Genomic DNA, 17,438 nt, shown 5'->3' on the forward strand with positions numbered 1-17,438 from the left:
GTGCGGGCGGGGGTGATCGTCGTCGGCGGCGGGCCGGTCGGGCTGATGCTCGCCGGTGAGCTGCGCCTGGGCGGCGCGGACGTGCTGCTGCTGGAGCGGCGGCACACGGTGACCACCGAGTCCCGGGCCTCCACACTGCACGCCCGCACGATGGAGATCCTGGACAGCCGGGGGCTGCTGGATCCGCTGGGCCGCCCGCCGAACATACCGCGCGGGCACTTCGGCGGGCTGCCGATGGATCTCACTCTGCCCGGCCGTCACCCGGGCCAGTGGAAGGTGCCGCAGGCCCGTACCGAGGAGCTGCTGGAGAAGTGGGCGGGCTCGCTCGGCGCCGGGATCCGGCGCGGGTACGAGCTGGTCGCCCTGACCGTCACGGAGGACGGGGTCGAGGCGGCGGTCACCGGCCCGGACGGCGCGCCGCTCACCGTCCGCGGCGACTACCTGGTCGGCTGCGACGGCGAGGAGAGCACGGTACGCCGCCTGACCAGCGCCGCGTTCCCCGGGCACGACGCGGACCGCGAGCTGCTGCGCGCCGACGTGGCCGGCATCGACATCCCGGACCGGCGCTTCGAGCGGCTGCCGGCCGGCCTGGCGATCGCGGCCCGCCAGCCCGGCGGCGTGACCCGGGTGATGGTGCACGAGTTCGGCCGTCGGTTCGTCGAGCGCTCCACGCCGCCTGGGTTCGGCGAGGTCGCCGAGGTGTGGCGGCGGGTCACCGGTGAGGAGATCGGTGCCGGCACACCGCTCTGGGTGAACTCGTTCGGCGACGCGAGCCGGCAGCTGACCCACTACCGGCACGGCCGGGTGCTGTTCGCCGGTGACGCGGCGCACCGGCAGCTGCCGGTCGGCGGACAGGCGCTCAACCTGGGCCTGCAGGACGCAGTGAACCTCGGCTGGAAGCTGGCCGCGGTAGCGCTCGGGCGGGCCCCGCAGGAGCTGCTGGACACGTACCACGACGAGCGGCACGCGGTTGGCCGCCGGGTGCTGGCGAACATCGAGGCGCAGGCTCGGCTGCTGCTCGGTGGCGCCGAGGTGGAGCCGCTGCGCGCGGTCGTCGCCGAACTGCTCGGCTACGACGACGTCCGGCGCCACCTGGCCGGCACGATCTCCGGCCTCGACGTCCGGTACGACCTCGGCGTCGCCCCGGGCGGGCACGAGCTGCTCGGCCGGCGGGTGCCGGACGTGCCGCTGACCGTGGCCGGCGCGCCGACCCGCCCCGCCGAACTGCTGCGCACCGGCCGCGGCGTCCTGCTCCTGCTCGCCGACCGGGCGCTCAACGGCACGCTCACGGTACTCGCCGAGGCGTGGGCGGATCGGGTGGACCCAGTAACCGCCGAGACGCCGGCGGACGGGCCGCTGGCCGGTGTCGCCGCGCTCCTGATCCGGCCGGACGGGCACGTCGCCTGGTGCGCCACCGGCCCGAACGACCCACGGGCGGCGCTGCGGCGCTGGCTCGGCCCCGCCGGCACCCCACCCTCTCCCTCGTCAGAAAGGTAAGCCCACCCATGCCATTCCTTGCACCGAACGACGGGTTCGTCAACGTCTTCAACCTCTTCGAGATCGCCGAACCGGAAGGTCAGCAGCGGGTCGTCGACGAGATGAAGAAGATCGTAGACACGGCCGACTACCCGGGCTGGATCTCGTCGACCGTCCATGAAGGACTGGACACCCCGGGCACGCTCAACTGCGTCCAGTGGCGCAGCGTCGAGGACCTGCGCGCCCGGTACGCCGGCGAGAAGTTCAAGAAGAAGACCGTGCCGCTCTTCGACCAGATCGCGACCAGCGCCCGGCTGCTGCAGACCGAGGTGGCGTTCAGCCAGGTGCACCCGTCGCAGGGCGACGTCGTGGAGATCTCCCCGGAGCGGGACGACTACACCGTCTTCATCGTCCTCGGCGTCGACCCGGAGCAGCAGAAGGAACTGCTGGAGACGGTGGCCCAACCCGAGCCGTGGCTCTTCGAGGTGCCCGGATACCGCTCGCACACCTACCTGCGCGGTCTGGACGGCACGGTGATCTGCAACTACGCGCAGTGGGACAGCAAGGAGCTCTACGACGCGTTCCACACCATGCCCGAGGACCAGCGGCCGGCGGACGTGCGCGAAGCGCGGGTGCGGGCCCGGGCGCTGGCCACGTCGCGGTTCGCCAACACGTTCCGGGCGGTGCACACCCGGTCGGCGGGCTGACCCGTGGAGACCGACGTCATCGTGGTGGGGGCCGGACCGACCGGCCTGATGCTCGCCGGCGAGCTGCGTCTCGGCGGAGCCCGGGTGATCGTCCTGGAACGGCTTGCCACCCCGACCGGGCAGTCCCGCGGGCTCGGTTTCACCGCGCGGGCGATGGAGTCGTTCGACCAGCGCGGCCTGCTGCCCCGGTTCGGGACCTTGGAGACCAGCCCGATCGGGCACTTCGGCGGCGTGCAGTTCGACTACTCCGTGCTGCCCGGCGCGCACTTCGGCGCCCGCGGGATCCCGCAGTCGCAGACCGAGGCGGTGCTGGAATCGTGGGCCGCCGAGTCCGGCGCCGACATCCGCCGCGGCTGGGCGCTGCGCGACCTGACCGACGACGGCACCGGCGTCCGGGTCAGCGTGGACACTCCGGACGGCGTGCGTGAGCTGACGGCCGCCTACCTGGTCGGGTGCGATGGCGGGCACAGCACGGTCCGCAAGCTGGCCGGCTTCGACTTCCCGGGCACTCCGGCCACCCGGGAGATGTACCTCGCGGACGTGGTCGGCTGCGGGCTGAAACCCCGCTTCCTCGGCGAGACCCTGCCCGAGGGGATGGTGATGGCGGCGCCGCTCGGCCCGGGCGTGGACCGGATCATCGTCTGCCCGCACGGCACGCCGCCACGGGACGCGACCGAGCGGCCGCTCACCTATTCAGAGGTCGCCGACGCCTGGCAGCGGATCACCGGCGAGGACATCCACGGCGGCGCGGCGCACTGGGTGAGTTCGTTCACCGATGCCACCCGGCAGGCGAGCGAGTACCGGCGCGGGCGGGTACTGCTCGCCGGTGACGCGGCGCACATCCACCTGCCCGCCGGTGGCCAGGGACTGAGCACCGGGGTGCAGGACGCGGTGAACCTGGGCTGGAAGCTCGCCGCGGTGATCCGTGGCGGGGCACCGGACGGCCTGCTGGACACCTACCACGGGGAGCGGCACCCGGTCGGCGAGCGGCTGCTGGTCACCACCCGGGCGCAGGGAATGGTCTTCCTGGGCGGCGACGCTGCGGCACCGCTGCGCGAGCTCCTCACCGAACTGGTCGGATACGACGACGTCAAACGCCACCTGGCCGGCATCGTCAGCCACCTCGCGGTCCGCTACGACCTCGGCGAAGCGGGCGGTCATCGGCTGGTCGGTGCCCGGATGGCGGACCGGGAGCTGACCGGCCCCGGCGGACGGACCGGCACTACCGCGCTGCTGCACTCCGCCCAGGGCGTCCTGCTCGACCTCGGCGACGACCCTGCGGTGCGGGACCTGGCGGCCGGCTGGAAGGACCGGGTGATCACCGTGACCGGCACCCTGGCACCGGTCGACGGCGACGACCCGGTGGCCGACGCCACCGCGGTGCTGATCCGCCCGGACGGCTACGTGGCCTGGGTCGGTGCGCCCGGCGAGGAGTCGCCCGGCTCGCTGCCGGCCGCACTACGCCGCTGGTTCGGCGAACCGGGGACGGACGCGTCCTGATGACCCCGGCACTGTCCCCGCGAGTACGCCGCATCACCCTGGACGGTGCCGGCGTCACCCTCTCCGCGCTGCTCCGCGAAGCCGACCCGGCCTACCCGGCAGCGGATCGCGACGCGGCCGGAACACCCGGCACGGAGCCGCGCGCGACGGTGGTGGCGTTGCACGGCGGCGGGATGAGCGCCGGATACTTCGATGGACAGGCCCATGCGGACCTGTCGTTGCTCACGCTCGGCGCTCGGCTCGGCTGGACGGTGCTGGCGGTGGACCGCCCCGGATACGGAGCGTCCGCCGCCGCACTGCCGGACGGCCAGACCCTCGCCGCGCAGGCCGCCACCCTGCGTGCCGCGCTGCGGGACTTCGCGAGCCGGTTCCGCACCGGCGCCGGGCTGTTCCTGCTCGCCCACTCCTACGGCGGCAAGCTCGCCCTGACCTGCGCGGCCGACCCGGACGGTCTCGCTCTGCTCGGGCTCGACATCTCCGGCTGCGGCCACCTCTACGCCACCGACATCAACGACGTCACCGAACGGGGCGGTGGGTGGCGGCGCAACTGGGGCGTGCTGAGGCTCTACCCGCCGAACGCCTTCCGCCTGAGCGAGTCGTTAGTGGCGCCGATGCCCGAGCGGGAGCTGCGGGAGGCCGCCCGCTGGCCGGAGATCTTCCCCGGCCTGGCGGCCCGGATCCGGGTGCCGGTGCGGCTGACCTTCGCCGGGCACGAGTACTGGTGGCGGCACGACAGCGATGCGATCGCCGACCTTATCGCCCGGCTGAGCGCTTCACCGCGCGTAGAGGTGGACCGCCAGCCGGACGCCGGCCACAACATCAGCCTCGGCTGGGCGGCGCGTGCGTACCACCTGCGGGCCCTCGCGTTCGCCGAGGAGTGCCGCGCCGGCATCGATATCAACGTAAGGAGCGTACCGACGTCATGCTGACCGATCCGCTGGAGCGATTGCACGAACTGCGGGCAGCCGCTCGGAGCGGCCCCGATCCCAGCGCCGACGCCCGGCAGCACGCGAAGGGCAAGCTCACCGCCCACGAGCGGATCGAGTTGCTGCTGGACAAAGGCAGCTTCACCGAGACCGAGTCGCTGCGGCGGCACCGGGCGAGCGGCTTCGGCCTGGAAGCGAAGCGGCCGTACGGCGACGGCGTGGTCACCGGGTGGGGCCTGGTCGACGGCCGGCCTGTTTTCGTCTACGCCCACGACTTCCGGGTCTTCGGCGGTGCGCTCGGCGAGGCCCACGCGCAGAAGATCCACAAGCTGATGGACATGGCGCTGGCCGCCGGGGCACCGCTGGTGTCGCTGAACGACGGCGCCGGCGCCCGGATCCAGGAGGGGGTGAGCGCGCTCGCCGGGTACGGCGGGATCTTCCAGCGCAACACCCGGGCGTCGGGCGTGATCCCGCAGATCTCGGTGATGCTCGGCCCCTGCGCGGGCGGCGCCGCCTACTCGCCGGCCCTGACGGACTTCGTCTTCGCGGTCCGGGACATCTCGCAGATGTTCATCACCGGACCCGACGTGGTGCACGCGGTGACCGGGGAACGGGTCACGCAGAACGAGCTCGGCGGCGCGGACGTGCACGCGTCGCTTTCCGGCGTGGCCCACTTCGTCTACGACGACGAGGAGAGCTGCCTCGCCGACGTGCGGTACCTGCTCTCCCTGCTGCCACCGAACAACCGGGAGCTGGCCCCAGTGGCGCCGGCGAGCGATCCGGCCGATCGGAGCCTGGAAGCGGTGCTGGAGCTGGTGCCGGCCGACGGCGGACAGGCGTACGACATCCGCGGGGTGATCGAGGAAATCGTGGACGACGGCGAGCACATGGAGGTGCACGCGGCCTGGGCGCCGAACATCGTCTGCACACTTGCCCGGCTCAACGGCCAGACCGTCGGCGTGGTGGCGAACCAGCCGGCCGCGCTCGCCGGGGTGTTGGACATCGCGGCGAGCGAGAAGGCAGCGCGCTTCGTGCAGTTCTGCGACGCGTTCAGCCTCCCGCTGATCACGCTCGTCGACGTGCCGGGATTCCTTCCCGGCGTGACCCAGGAGCACGACGGGATCATCCGGCACGGCGCCAAGCTGCTTTACGCGTACTGCAACGCGACCGTGCCGCGAATCTCGGTGGTGTTGCGCAAGGCGTACGGCGGCGCGTACATCGTGATGGACTCCCGGTCCACCGGCGCCGACCTCGCCCTGGCCTGGCCGGGCAACGAGATCGCCGTCATGGGCGCCGAGGGCGCGGTGAACGTGCTGTTCCGCCGGGAGATCGCGGCCGCGGAGGACCCGGACAAGGTGCGGCGCGATCGGATCGAGGAGTACCGGGAGTCGCTGGTACATCCGTACTACGCGGCCGAGCGGGGCCTGGTCGACGAGGTGATCGACCCGCGCGAGACACGGGCCGTGCTCTGCCGGGCGGTGGCCATGCTCGCCACCAAGCACGCCGACCTGCCGCACCGCAAGCACGGGAATCCACCGCAATGAGGGAGGCACGCCGATGGACGGCGAGGGGACACGACAGGTGATCCGGGTGCAGCGCGGCGCCGCGGGGGCAGAGGAACTTGCCGCGCTCGTCGCGGTGCTGCTGGCCCGCACCGTGCCGGCCGGCCCGACCGGTGGCGGCCGGGGGATCCGCCCGGTGGCCCGGTGGCGGCGCTTCGACCGGCCGGCCCCGTTCGGCGGTGCGCGCACATGGCACCTCTGACCGGACCGCCCACTTTCGACGACCGGAAGGACTTCATGACCCACGACATCACCGCACTTGCCGCCCAGGTCCGGCAGCTCAGCGACCGAGCCGCCATCACCGAGCTGTGCGACCGCTACGTCCTGCACCTCGACAAGGATCGTCACAACGACGACTGGTTCGGCGCGGTCTTCACCGACGACTGCCACCTCACCTTCCCCATGGGTGAGTACAAAGGGCTCGAGGGCCTCGCCGCCTTCCAGCAGATGGCCCGCACGACCTTCGAGAGCACCCACCACATCGGCTCCAACTACACGATCACGCTCGACGGTGACCGTGCCGACATCCGGGCCCACCTCACCGCCGTGCACGTCAAGCGGAGCAAGGAGCCGGCCGTCCACTTCGACATCGGCGGCCACTACGAGGCCACGGCGGTGCGTACCCCGGCCGGATGGCGGCTCCGCCGCTTCGCCTTCGACCTGCTGTGGACCGCGGGCGACCCGAACCTGCGGCACTCCTGAACCCTTCCGCCCGTCTGACGCAAAGTACAGCCCTCACTGAGAAGAGCAAGAAATGACCAAGATCGCCGTCATCATCGGCAGCACCCGCCCTGGCCGTCGCGGAGCCAACGTGGCTCAGTGGGTGCAGGACGCCTCGAACAGCCATGAGGCCGTCAAGACCGGTGACGCCACAGTCGAGATCGTGGACATCGCAGAGTTCGGTCTTCCGCTGCTCGACGAGACCATGCCGGCCTTGTTCGGCCAGTACCGCAACGAGCACACTCAGAAGTGGGCGCGGACAATCGCTTCCTACGATGCCTTCGTCTTCGTGACCCCGGAGTACAACCGGTCCGTGCCGGCTTCACTGAAGAACGCGATCGACTTCCTCTACAACGAGTGGTCGAACAAGGCCGCCGGTTTCGTCAGCTATGGCACTCAGGGCGGCCTGCGCGCCGTCGAGCACCTGCGGACCACGCTGGCAGAGGTGAAGGTAGCCGACGTGGCAACCGCAGTCGGCCTGCAGATTTTCACCGACTTCACGTTCTCCGACCCGACCAACCCTCTCGACCCGGGCACCGTGACCCCCGGTCCGCACCAGGAGCCAACCCTGCACAAGATGCTGGACGAGCTCATCGCGTGGTCCGGTGCTCTGAAGCCGCTGCGCACGGAGGCCGTAACACACTGACCTGTCGTCGGGGGCCAGATCTGCACGTCTGGCCCCACCGGCGGCGGTTACGCATCAGCCCTCCGTCCGTTCCACGACCCACCATCGGCGCGGAACCCCCGGTTCGACATTGGAGTTCTGGACCACATTCAGAAGCCGCGAGCGCTGTCGCCGACTGCGCCGCCTTGCGCATACCAGTCAATGGAAGTGAATAAATGCCCCGCACCCTCGCCGACAAGGTCCTTCGACTCTCCCTGACCACGTTCCCGCACAGAGATGCGGCACAGTTCTTTCCGGCCCTTTCGACCTACCAGGTTGAGAGGCCTTTCGACCTCGTCGAGTTCGAGGAGGCCGTGACGCATTTCTTCCGAGGGAATCCTCTCTTCTCCAAGTGCCACCTGGTGGAGCTGACCTTCGATACTCCCGAGGATTTCCCTCTCTCGTCCTTCCAGGAGCTCCTCGCGGAAAAATACGAAAGCTTCTATGACAGCTTTCTGCTGGCTTCCGTGACCTACCGCTCCGACCCGTACCGGCAGGGAATCTTTACTTGCATGCCGTTTCCGCTGCAAGACGGATACAAGGTTTTCCGATTTCACCAGGCGCTGATGAAGACCCTGAAGACTCGGAAGGACGGCTTCCAAATCGCTCAAGGCCTGGCAGAGCTTGGGGTCCGAGTTGATGAGCTGGCGGACCTCGTGCCGCCCGCTGAGACCGCGCCGTCCGGTGCAAACAAAAAACTCCCGACCACGTTCGCCGAAAGCTGTACTTCACCGGTCAAGATCGGGCCGTTCCTGGAAAGAATGAAGGCCGACTTCCTTCATCGCAACTGCGAGAACATCTTCGTCCTGAAGAACAGCCTTTACTCACCGAAGCTGGCCCTGGGTAACTCGCTTCAGTTTCTGCCGGTGCCGCGAAGCGTCGTCGAGCAAAGCTCGGGAATCCAGATCCGTGATTACTATCGCGCCGAGGAGCAGCGGCAGATGGACCTGCTGTCGCGGGCCGAGTCGCGAGAAGACTTCATTGAAGCCGGCAAGACGAGAATCGGGTGGATGAGTGCCACGCCCAAAATCTTTGCCGTCAACAACTACGGAAATGTATCGGCGCATGACGGCTCGGACACCCATGCGGACCAAGGCATGCTCATGAGGTACGAGTGGCATATGCCGAGCATCGTGTTGGAACTCACTGCGGGCGTCTCGTGGACAATCACCATTCGCGACAAGGCGTTCAACTTCGAGACGGTCCGGCCTGAATTTCAGGATGACATGTAGCTGTTCCTCGCTGAATGATCGGGGCGGATTGCTGCGCCGCGCTCCCACCGCCGTCCACCGATCCGGTCGCCGCGCTTGCTCGAACTTCCGTCGAGGGGCGCGGTGACCCGACAACTGCGAACGAAGACGTTCCCATAGTGGGGTCCGGCTGCGCCAGGTTAGGCCTGTCCTAGCGGATCGGGCAACGGTGGCCGGGGTAACCGCCATCCGCGACAGGGGCGGCGAATGCTTTTGTGAGCGTCAACCACGACAGGGGAAAAATGCTGGCGCCGGATGAGCTTCTCACCACCACCAGGGCCGTACGAATGCGACTTGATCTGTCCCGACCGGTCGATTTGAGCACGGTCGAGGAATGTCTGCGCATCGCATTGCAGGCGCCGTCACGGGCCAACGTGCAACCGTGGCGCTGGATCGTTGTCACCGATCCGCGGCAGCGTGCCGCAGTGGGGTCCTGGTATACCCGCGCCTGGCGGGAACGGTTCGATGCGCATACTGAGCGCTACCCGGCTGCCACCATACGCAGCGCCCGGTATCTCGCTCACCATATCGCCGATGTGCCGGTTCTGATGATTCCGTGTCTGGAACTGGAAGCCCTCGAACTGCCTACGGGAAACCAGGCCGGCCTCTGGGGTTCTCTGTTGCCCGCGGTGTGGAGCTACATGCTCGCCGCGCGCGCCCGGGGGCTGGGCACCGCCTGGACCACCGTGCATCTGGCGTACGAGCGTGAAGTAGCCGCGGTGCTGGACCTGCCGGATCACGTCCGTCAAGCGGCGCTGATTCCCACTGCGCACGCCATCGGCACGGCGTTCCGTCCGGCTCGTCGTCGACCACTGGAAGCGGTGCTGCACCTCGACCGTTGGTCGCGCAGCGAAGACGGTTGGACCGAGAAGGAAGAGTCTGACTGAGATGAACTTCCCCGCCAATATCCTCCAGCCCGTCCCGGGCACCGCCGCACTGCTGGACGCCGTCAGGCGACACGGCGAGGACGGCCACCGGTGGACGGCCGACCTGCGCGTCGACCGGACGGATCCGTTCTTCTTCGATCACCCACTCGACCACGTGCCGGGGATGCTGCTCTTGTGCGGCGCGTTGGATCTGGCCCGGGCGGGCGCCGCAGGTTCGGCTGCCCACCGGCTGCGTACCGCGCTGACCTTTCGGCGCATCTGTGAACTCGCGCCTGACCCGGCGCTGGAACTGGTCGACCGAGACGGCCGGTACGACGTGCACGTCCGGCAGGGCGCGGCGGTAGCGGCCGACGGCTGGTTCGCGTTCGACTCCACGGGCACTGTCGCGGTGCCACCGGCGGCACCCGCGCGCCCGCTGCCGGCGGAGGCTCTGCTGGTGCACCGGGTTCGCACGGAGAACGTCATGATCGGCGATCCCCACCGAACGGACGACGGGTTCAGGGCCCCGGTGCTGGTGCCGTCGGCCGAGCATGCCTTGGCGGGCCGCGGTCCCGACACCCATTCGGTCGAATGCCTGATCGAGGCCGCGCGCCAGTTCATCACCCTGCTGGTGCACCGGATCGGCCGCTGGCCGCTGGGCGCACAGATCATATGGCTAGGGGTGGTGGCCGATCTTCCCACCGACCTGCCGCGCACCGCCGGGTTGGCGCTGCGTTGGCGCACCGCCCCGCTCGGGACCGGGCGGACATGGTGTGACTTCGACCTGGTCGGTGTCGACGATCCGGCCCCGGTGCTGGGCACGCTGCGCTACCACATCAAGGTGCTGAGCGCGCAAGCCTACGGCCGGTTCCGACGTGCCAGCGGGGGGACAGCATGACCCAGCGGTTGACCGTTGCTTGCCTGCGCGTCCTACTGCCGGCCGCCGTCGCGGCGTTCGTCATCGGGATCAGTGGACACCTGCGCTGGCCGGACGAGCCAGTGCACCTCGCTGCGGCGGCCATGGGCGGTGGCTATCTCCTGTGGCTGGTGGGCGAGGCTCGCATCACGGTGCGCCATCCCGATGAGCTGGCCGCGGAGAACCACACGCTGCTGCCGTACGCCCTGGCCCGTATCGGGACCGGCGTGTCCGCGATCCTGTGGCCGTTGCACCGGGAGCACCTGTCACCGTGGCTGGCCGTCCTGGCGGTCGCGTTCGTTGCCGCGGTGGTGCTGCGCCTGGTGGCGATCCGGACGTTGGGCCGGTTCTACTCGCATCACGTGGTTCGGTACCGCGACCACGCGATCGTCACTTCTGGGCCATACAGGTTCGCTCGGCACCCGGCGTACACCGGAATGCTGCTCGCCAATGCCGCCTTCGTGGCCTTCTTCGGCAATCCGCTGAGCCTGCTGTTCCTGATTGCGCTCAGTGGAGTGATCGTGTGGCGGATCCGGGTCGAGGAACGGGTGCTGTTCACCGTTCCCGGTTACCCGGTGTACGCCGATGGCCGTGCCCGCCTCGTTCCCGGAGTGTGGTGAGGGATGCAACTCATCGTCTCCGGGCCGGCGTTGGCCGACCCCACGCTGGTGGGATTCAAGTTCTCTCGACAAGACGTGATGCGTCGGGCTGGGCTCGACGTGCCCCGGTTCTTCTGCCTGACCGGGGAGGCGTTCGGTGCGGTGGTGCCCGCGCCGACCCCGTTCCCCGGCCGGGGTGCGGAGACATCCGAGGTGATCAGGTGGGCGGAGACGAACCGGGCCCGGGTCCGCGCCGCTGGGGTGCCGACCAGCCTGGCGGACCGGCTGCTCGCCGCGTTCGACGACCTGGCCGGGCCGGACGGCCTCGTCGCCGTGCGGGCCTGTGTGGTGGCCGCCGTCGACGGCACCGGCGAGGACGGCGCGCAGGAGCCCTTCGCGGGCATGTCCGACAGTTTCCTGTACGTCAACCGGGCCGGCCTGATCACCCGGGTCGCGGACTGCTGGGCCTCGGCGTACAACCCGGAGGCAACCGTGTACCGGCTGCACCGGGGGGTCGACCCCGCCGCCGTGCGGATCGCGGTCGGCGTCCAGCGCATGGTGCCCGGGGTCCGCTCGTTCGTGGCCTTCACCCGCGACCCGCGGACCGGCACGGACCGTCGGGTGATCGCCGCCGCGTACGGCATCGGCGAGGGCATCGTGCAGGAAAAGGCCGACATCGAGCATTACTTCGTCGACGGGGTGACCGGCGCCGTGCACGCAGACACGGTCACCAAGCGCGCGATGGTCGGGTTGGACCCGGCGCGGCCCGACACCGGCCCGGTTGGCCTGCCGGTCCCGGCCCGGCTGGCGGAGCCACCGGTGTTGACCGACGTCGAGGTGCACGAGATCTGCGCCCTGGCTGCCCGGGTAGAAGGCATCTTCGGTGGTCCCCAGGACATCGAGGGCACCCTCACCGCCGACGGTCGAGTCCACCTGGTGCAGGCCCGACCGGCTGTTATTCCGGCTGTGGCCGTCGGCGGGGTCCGGCCGGATCCCGCGGCCGTGCCGTGGACTAACCACAACCTGACGGAGAGCTTCCCTGGGCTCACCGGCGCCCTGACGTACTCGCAGGCGTGCGTGTTCTACCAGGTGGGCTTCACCGACTTCTACCGGCGGATGGGGGTGCCCGAACGAACCCTGCGGCGGCACCGTCATCACCTGAGCCGGATGGTGGGCCACCTCGACGGGCGGGTCTTCTACCGGCTCGACGCCTGGTTCGCGCTCCACGGGCGGATTCCCGGCTTCGCGCTGATGCGCCCGCTGTGGGAGCGTTCGCTCGGGCTGACCGAGCGGACCGGGATGCCGCCCGAGTCGCCGGGCCGTCCGTGGCGCGAGGTGCTGCGGGCCACCCCGCGGCTCGCACTGCTGCTGGCCCGACAGCCGGCGGAGCTGCGGGCATTTCTGAGCTGGTGGGACGCGCTGGTGGCCGAAACCGGCCGGCTCGCCGACCGTACCCCGGAGGAGCTGATCGCGCGCTATCGCCAGCTGTGGGCCGAGGTCGAGCGCCGGTGGGGGACCACCATGGTGAGCAGCTACTTCGGCCTGGCCGCGCTGGGCGTCACCACCATGCTGTTGCGGCGCTGGGTGCCGGACGGGGAAGCGCTGCTGCCCAGCCTGGTGGCCGGTGGCCGGCCGAACCGGACCCTCGCCGCCGTCCGGTCGGCGATCGGCCTGGCGGAACTGGTCAACGCCGCGCCGGAGCTGCGGGTGGCGGTGCTTCAGCGACCGGAGCCCGAGGTGTGGGCGGAGATCACGGCCGGCCGGTACGGCGCGGACGTCGCGTCCGCTTTCGCCCGGCACCTGGACGCCTACGGCGACCGGGCGCTGCACGACCTCAAGCTCGAGGTGCCCACCCCCCGGCAACGTCCCGCGATGATTCTGGCCACGGTCCGCCCCTTCGTCACCCAGGGACTGACCGTCGCCGGCAGCCTCGCCGATGCGCGCCAGGCCCAGGACGAGGCGCGGCACGCGTTGCGCGCCGCCTGCCCGAATCCCGCCCGGCGCGCGGTGCTCGGCGCCGTCGTCGGCGTTCTGCGGTTCTTCCTCACCGCGCGTGAGGACACCCGGTTCTGCCGGAGCCAGCTGTACGGGCTTTCCCGAGACATGTTGTGGCGGCTCGCCGACGGGCTCGTTGAGGCGGGCCTGCTGGACGCCGCCGACGACGTGGCGCACCTGCGGGTCGAGGAGGTGCTCGGTGCCTTCGACGGCACCGTTCCAGACGCCGACCTGCGCGCCCTGGTGACCCGACGGCGGGCAGAGCTGGCGGCCGCGGCGGACCGCCCGGAACCGCCGGCGTACTTCACCACGCCGGCCGGCGCACCGGTTCGTCTCGGGCTGGCTGCCCGGTGCGAAACCGGGCCGGCGCCGGTAGCCGTCGAGGGTGACACCCTGCGGGGTCTGCCATCCAGCAGTGGCCGGGTCCGGGCCCGCGCCAAGGTGGTGCTGAATGCCGCGGTGCCGCCCGAGTCGTGCGCGGACCGGATCCTCGTCGCGCGGGAGACCGACCCCGGGTGGCTGCCGCTGATGATGGCGGCGAAGGGCATCGTGGTGGAACGCGGCAGCATGGTGTCGCACACCGCGATCACCGGGCGGCTGTTGGGCATTCCGACGGTGGTGGCGGTCGCGGGGGCGAGCACCCGCATCTCGGACGGTGCGCTGGTGGAGTTGGACGGGGCGGCGGGAACGGTCCGGCTGCTCTCCGCCGAGCCGGTCGGATCCGGTCTTCGCGTCCCGTCGGGCGCCACCGACGGGGTGACCGCGTGAGAATACCGCAGCTGTACCTCGCCGGGCTGGCCAGTTACCTCCCCGCCTCCGTCCCGACCGAGCGGGCCGTCGCCGCCGGCTGGTACGACGAGCACGAGTGGCGCAACAGCGGCTGGACCGGCGCGGCGGTGGCCGGCCGGATCTCCGCCCCCGACATGGCGGTCGACGTCGCGAACCTGGCCCTGGCGCGGTCCGGACGCGACCATGCCGAGATCGCTCTGCTGCTGCACGCGTCGGTCGGTGACCAGGGCCCCGACTTTTGGTCACCGCACCACTACGTGCTCCGGCACACTGTGGGCGGGAGCATTCCGGCGGTCGAGCTGCGCCAGGGCTGCAACGGGGCCCTTGCCGCCTTGGAGCTGGCCTACGGGTACCTGTGCGCCGGTGCCGGGCGCCGGACCGCCGCGTTGGTCACCGGGGCTGACAACTTCGGTGTGCTGCGCTTCGACCGGTGGCGGTACGCTTCGGGCGCCAACACCGGCCGCGGTTCCATCATGGGCGATGCCGCGACCGCCGCCGTCCTGTCCATCGTGGACGGCTTCGCCAAGGTACGGGCCATGGATTCCGTGTCGGTGCCCGAGCTGGAGGAGATGAACCGGCCCGAGGGACCATTGTTTCCGCCGGCGCTCACCTTCGACCGCCCGGTGGACGTGGCCGGACGGCAGCTGAGTTTCGCCCGCCGCTTCCCGGAGGCGGCGGCGGCGGCCAAGCACGCGATCAGCGCGGCCCGGACCGAACTGGGCCTGCGGACCATCGCCGAGGCCGGGATTACCCCGGCCGACATCACCCGGGCCACCCACGTCTTCGCCGGCGGCGAGAGCTACGTGCGCAGCGTGCTCGCCCCGCTCGGCATCGACCCGGCGCGCGGCATGCTTGATTTCGGCCGTGCCCTCGGTCATCTCTCGGTCAACGACCATTTCGCCGCGCTGACTCACCTGGTGGCCACCCGCCAGGTCGCACCGGGCGACCACGTCCTCATGATTAGCAACGGGGTGGGGGTGTCGATCTCGGCGGCGGTCGTCGAGATCCTCTCCCTGCCAGAGTGGGCCACCGGGCGACCGGAGCCCCGAAGGGAGACGGTGTGAACGTCCCGCATGGGTGGGCCGAGGTCGATGCGGGCGCCACCCGCCCGCCGATGCCCGGACGGCCGTCGTGACCCACGACCCGGTACCCGCGACCGCCGCCGTCGGCCCCGGCCACGGCGAGGGCGGTATCCCGGGGGGCCGCTGCCCGCATTTTCCCCTGCCGGACCTCCCGGGCATCGCGTTGGATCCCGAACGCCTGGCGCTGTTGCACGACGAGCCGCTGGTACCGGTGCGGCTGGCCGGCGGACAGCAGGTCCTGCTGGTGACCCGGTACGCCGACGTGCGCACCGTGCTGGCCGATCCCAGGTTCAGCCGGGAGGCGTGGCAGGGCGGCACGTTGTTCGCCCGCAAGTCCGCCACCCTCGCGCTGGCGACCAGCGATGGTCCCACGCACGCCCGCCGCCGGCGCGCCGTCCAGTCCTGGTTTACCCACCGCCGGGCCGAGCAGGCGCGGCCGCGCATCGCCGCTATCGCGGACGAGCTGCTGGACCGCATCGAGGCGGCGGGCGCGCCGGTGGACCTGGTCGCCGAATTCACCACCCCACTGGCGTACCGGGTCACCTGTGACCTGCTCGGGATTCCGTTCGGCGACCTGGACCGGCTGCTGCCACTGGTGACGGTCATGATGTCGGCCGGCCGGTTTCCTCCCGACGAGGTTGCTGCCGCCCAGGAGACGATGTACGGCTATGTCCAAGACCGGCTGGCCGAGCGCCGGCCGGACCCCACCACCGGCGCCGCGCCGGGCGGTGACGACCTGCTGACCGCGTTGCTGACCGCTCCGGCCGAGACCCGGCTGAGTACTGAAGAGATCACGGTCTTCGGCTTCGGACTGCTGATGGCGGGAGGCGAAACCACCGCATCCCACCTGGCGATGTGCACCCTGGCGCTGTTGCACCGGCCGGAGCTGACCGCGGCGCTGCGCCGCGATCCCACCCTGATCCCGGCGGCCGTCGAGGAGCTGCTGCGGTGGGTGTGGTTCGTCGCTACCGGTGGGCAGCCGCACGTCGTTACGCAGGAGGTGGAACTCGCTGGCCGCGTCCTCGGTGTCGACGAGGTGGTCATCCCCCTCACCGACGCGGGCAACCGAGACCGGGACGCGTTCCCGGACGCCGACGAGTTCCGGCCCGACCGCGCCCAGAACGCCCATCTCGGTTTCGGTCACGGGCGGCATCTCTGCCTCGGCGCCTCGCACGCCCGGGTGGAACTGCAGGAGGGCCTGGCGGCGATCCTGCGCCGCCTGGACGGGCTGGAGCTGGCGATGCCGGAGTCTGCCCTGCAATGGCGCGACCAGATGTTCATCCGCGGGGTCTGGACCCTGCCGGTGCGGTGGTCCGGGCGGAACCACGCCGCATGATCACGCGACTGACCCGGTTCGTGGCCGGAAGCTACCCGCCGCTGCCGTCACTGCTGTTCGCGGTCGCCTGGGCGTACGGGGTGACCGGTTTGTTCGCCGCGATTGATCCCCGCGCCGCGCACTGGCGCCCGGATCTCGGTACCGCCGTGGCGGCGGCCACACTGGCGGTGAACCTGCTGCTGATGCGGGCCCTCGACGACATCCGGGACCTCGACTACGACCGACGCCTCCACCCCGGCCGCCCCCTAGCCGCCGGTGTGGTGCGCCGGACCGATCTCTGCGTCCTGTACGCCGCCGGCGCTCTACTGCTGCCCGTGCTCAACGCCGGCAACCCGGTCGCCGCGCTCATCCTCGCCGGACAGCTCGGCTACGGCGCCCTGGTGATCGCGGTCCACCACTGGCTGCGTTGGCCGTCGGCAAACAACCTGGTCCTGAGCCTGCTGGTGAGTTTCCCGGTGCAACTGCTGCTGCACCTGTATCTCTACGTCGGCTTCCTGCAGGGCACCGGACTGACACCAGGTCGGCCCGGCGCCGAGGCGATCGCGGTCGTGGTGCTCGCGTCCGTTCACCTCGAGTTGGCTAAAAAGATTACTCGAATCGTCCGACCGGGCGAGCGGACATACGTTGCGACATTCGGCCTCGGTGGCACCGTCGCGCTCGCTCTCGCAGCCCCGATCGCCTCGATGATTGTGCTGTTGCTCGGCGCGACGCGACCATTAGGGCACTGGTGGGTAGCCGCAGTGGCGCCACTTTCGGTGGTGATGGTGGCGGGATGGCGCTTCTGGCATTCTCGCGAGTCCCGATGGTCCGCCAAGGCGGCCAGCTGGTACCTGCTCGTCAGCTTCGTCAGCTACCTATTTCTCGGCCTTCGGGCCTGACCAGCGCAAGCAGTTGCCGGCAGCCGGGATAGTCGTAGCCCTTGTCGCCGTGCAGCTTGGTCGGCCGTTTCCGCGGCCGGCCGACCGGGGGCCGGACCGGCTCGATGCCGTCGACCACCTCCTGCAGCATCCGATGGTCGTTGAGGTTGGCGGCGACAACTCGATGTGCAGA

The 17,438-nt window shown here is 70.5% G+C and carries 17 protein-coding genes; 16 read left to right on the top strand and 1 reads right to left on the bottom strand.

What is annotated here, in order from left to right; genetic code table 11:
- The 16 genes from ACIBO8_RS25555 (at window position 1) to ACIBO8_RS25630 (ending at window position 17,266) form a co-directional block, all read left to right on the top strand.
- Window positions 1-1,497, top strand: a complete 1,497-nt coding sequence (locus ACIBO8_RS25555; protein ID WP_396117821.1) for an FAD-dependent monooxygenase — start codon at window positions 1-3, stop codon at window positions 1,495-1,497.
- Between the two features lie 8 nt (window positions 1,498-1,505).
- A complete protein-coding gene (locus tag ACIBO8_RS25560) occupies window positions 1,506-2,183 on the top strand; it encodes an antibiotic biosynthesis monooxygenase family protein (protein ID WP_396117822.1) in 678 nt (225 codons plus the stop codon).
- Between the two features lie 3 nt (window positions 2,184-2,186).
- Window positions 2,187-3,683, top strand: a complete 1,497-nt coding sequence (locus ACIBO8_RS25565) for an FAD-dependent monooxygenase (protein ID WP_396117823.1) — start codon at window positions 2,187-2,189, stop codon at window positions 3,681-3,683.
- Window positions 3,683-4,612 (top strand): alpha/beta hydrolase, encoded by a 930-nt coding sequence (locus ACIBO8_RS25570; protein WP_396117824.1) that lies wholly within the window; start codon window positions 3,683-3,685, stop codon window positions 4,610-4,612. The genes ACIBO8_RS25565 and ACIBO8_RS25570 overlap by 1 nt, the downstream gene beginning before the upstream one ends.
- Entirely contained in the window at window positions 4,606-6,153 is a 1,548-nt protein-coding gene (locus ACIBO8_RS25575; protein ID WP_396117825.1) for an acyl-CoA carboxylase subunit beta, read from the top strand. Before ACIBO8_RS25570 ends, ACIBO8_RS25575 begins: the two co-directional genes overlap by 7 nt.
- Window positions 6,154-6,166: 13 nt before the next feature.
- Window positions 6,167-6,373 carry an acyl-CoA carboxylase epsilon subunit gene (locus ACIBO8_RS25580; protein ID WP_396117826.1) on the top strand — a complete coding sequence of 69 codons (207 nt, stop codon included), beginning with the start codon at window positions 6,167-6,169 and terminating at the stop codon, window positions 6,371-6,373.
- On the top strand, window positions 6,361-6,873 hold the full coding sequence (locus ACIBO8_RS25585; protein ID WP_396117827.1) for a nuclear transport factor 2 family protein: 513 nt from the start codon (window positions 6,361-6,363) through the stop codon (window positions 6,871-6,873). Before ACIBO8_RS25580 ends, ACIBO8_RS25585 begins: the two co-directional genes overlap by 13 nt.
- 52 nt (window positions 6,874-6,925) lie before the next feature.
- A complete protein-coding gene (locus tag ACIBO8_RS25590) occupies window positions 6,926-7,537 on the top strand; it encodes an NADPH-dependent FMN reductase (protein WP_396117828.1) in 612 nt (203 codons plus the stop codon).
- A 194-nt stretch (window positions 7,538-7,731) separates the two neighbouring features.
- Window positions 7,732-8,787, top strand: a complete 1,056-nt coding sequence (locus ACIBO8_RS25595; protein ID WP_396117829.1) for a hypothetical protein — start codon at window positions 7,732-7,734, stop codon at window positions 8,785-8,787.
- Between the two features lie 233 nt (window positions 8,788-9,020).
- Window positions 9,021-9,692 (top strand): nitroreductase family protein, encoded by a 672-nt coding sequence (locus ACIBO8_RS25600; RefSeq protein ID WP_396117830.1) that lies wholly within the window; start codon window positions 9,021-9,023, stop codon window positions 9,690-9,692.
- A gap of 1 nt (window position 9,693) precedes the next feature.
- Window positions 9,694-10,569 (top strand): AfsA-related hotdog domain-containing protein, encoded by an 876-nt coding sequence (locus ACIBO8_RS25605; protein ID WP_396117831.1) that lies wholly within the window; start codon window positions 9,694-9,696, stop codon window positions 10,567-10,569.
- Window positions 10,566-11,207 (top strand): methyltransferase family protein, encoded by a 642-nt coding sequence (locus ACIBO8_RS25610; RefSeq protein WP_396117832.1) that lies wholly within the window; start codon window positions 10,566-10,568, stop codon window positions 11,205-11,207. Before ACIBO8_RS25605 ends, ACIBO8_RS25610 begins: the two co-directional genes overlap by 4 nt.
- 78 nt (window positions 11,208-11,285) lie before the next feature.
- Entirely contained in the window at window positions 11,286-13,949 is a 2,664-nt protein-coding gene (locus ACIBO8_RS25615) for a PEP/pyruvate-binding domain-containing protein (protein WP_396117833.1), read from the top strand.
- Complete coding sequence (locus ACIBO8_RS25620) at window positions 13,946-15,034, top strand: ketoacyl-ACP synthase III family protein (RefSeq protein ID WP_396117834.1); 1,089 nt, start codon at window positions 13,946-13,948, stop codon at window positions 15,032-15,034. Before ACIBO8_RS25615 ends, ACIBO8_RS25620 begins: the two co-directional genes overlap by 4 nt.
- A gap of 67 nt (window positions 15,035-15,101) precedes the next feature.
- Window positions 15,102-16,388: a cytochrome P450 gene (locus ACIBO8_RS25625; protein WP_396117835.1), complete on the top strand. Its 1,287-nt coding sequence runs from the start codon at window positions 15,102-15,104 to the stop codon at window positions 16,386-16,388.
- Window positions 16,389-16,468: 80 nt separating this feature from the next.
- Window positions 16,469-17,266 (top strand): hypothetical protein, encoded by a 798-nt coding sequence (locus ACIBO8_RS25630; RefSeq protein ID WP_396117836.1) that lies wholly within the window; start codon window positions 16,469-16,471, stop codon window positions 17,264-17,266.
- Here ACIBO8_RS25630 and ACIBO8_RS25635 read toward each other — a convergent pair.
- A complete protein-coding gene (locus ACIBO8_RS25635) occupies window positions 17,235-17,396 on the bottom strand; it encodes a hypothetical protein (RefSeq protein WP_396117837.1) in 162 nt (53 codons plus the stop codon). The genes ACIBO8_RS25630 and ACIBO8_RS25635 overlap by 32 nt on opposite strands.
- Window positions 17,397-17,438: the final 42 nt, after the last annotated feature.

The organism is Actinoplanes sp. NPDC049681 (assembly GCF_044465265.1).
In the GTDB taxonomy this organism is placed as follows: domain Bacteria; phylum Actinomycetota; class Actinomycetes; order Mycobacteriales; family Micromonosporaceae; genus Actinoplanes.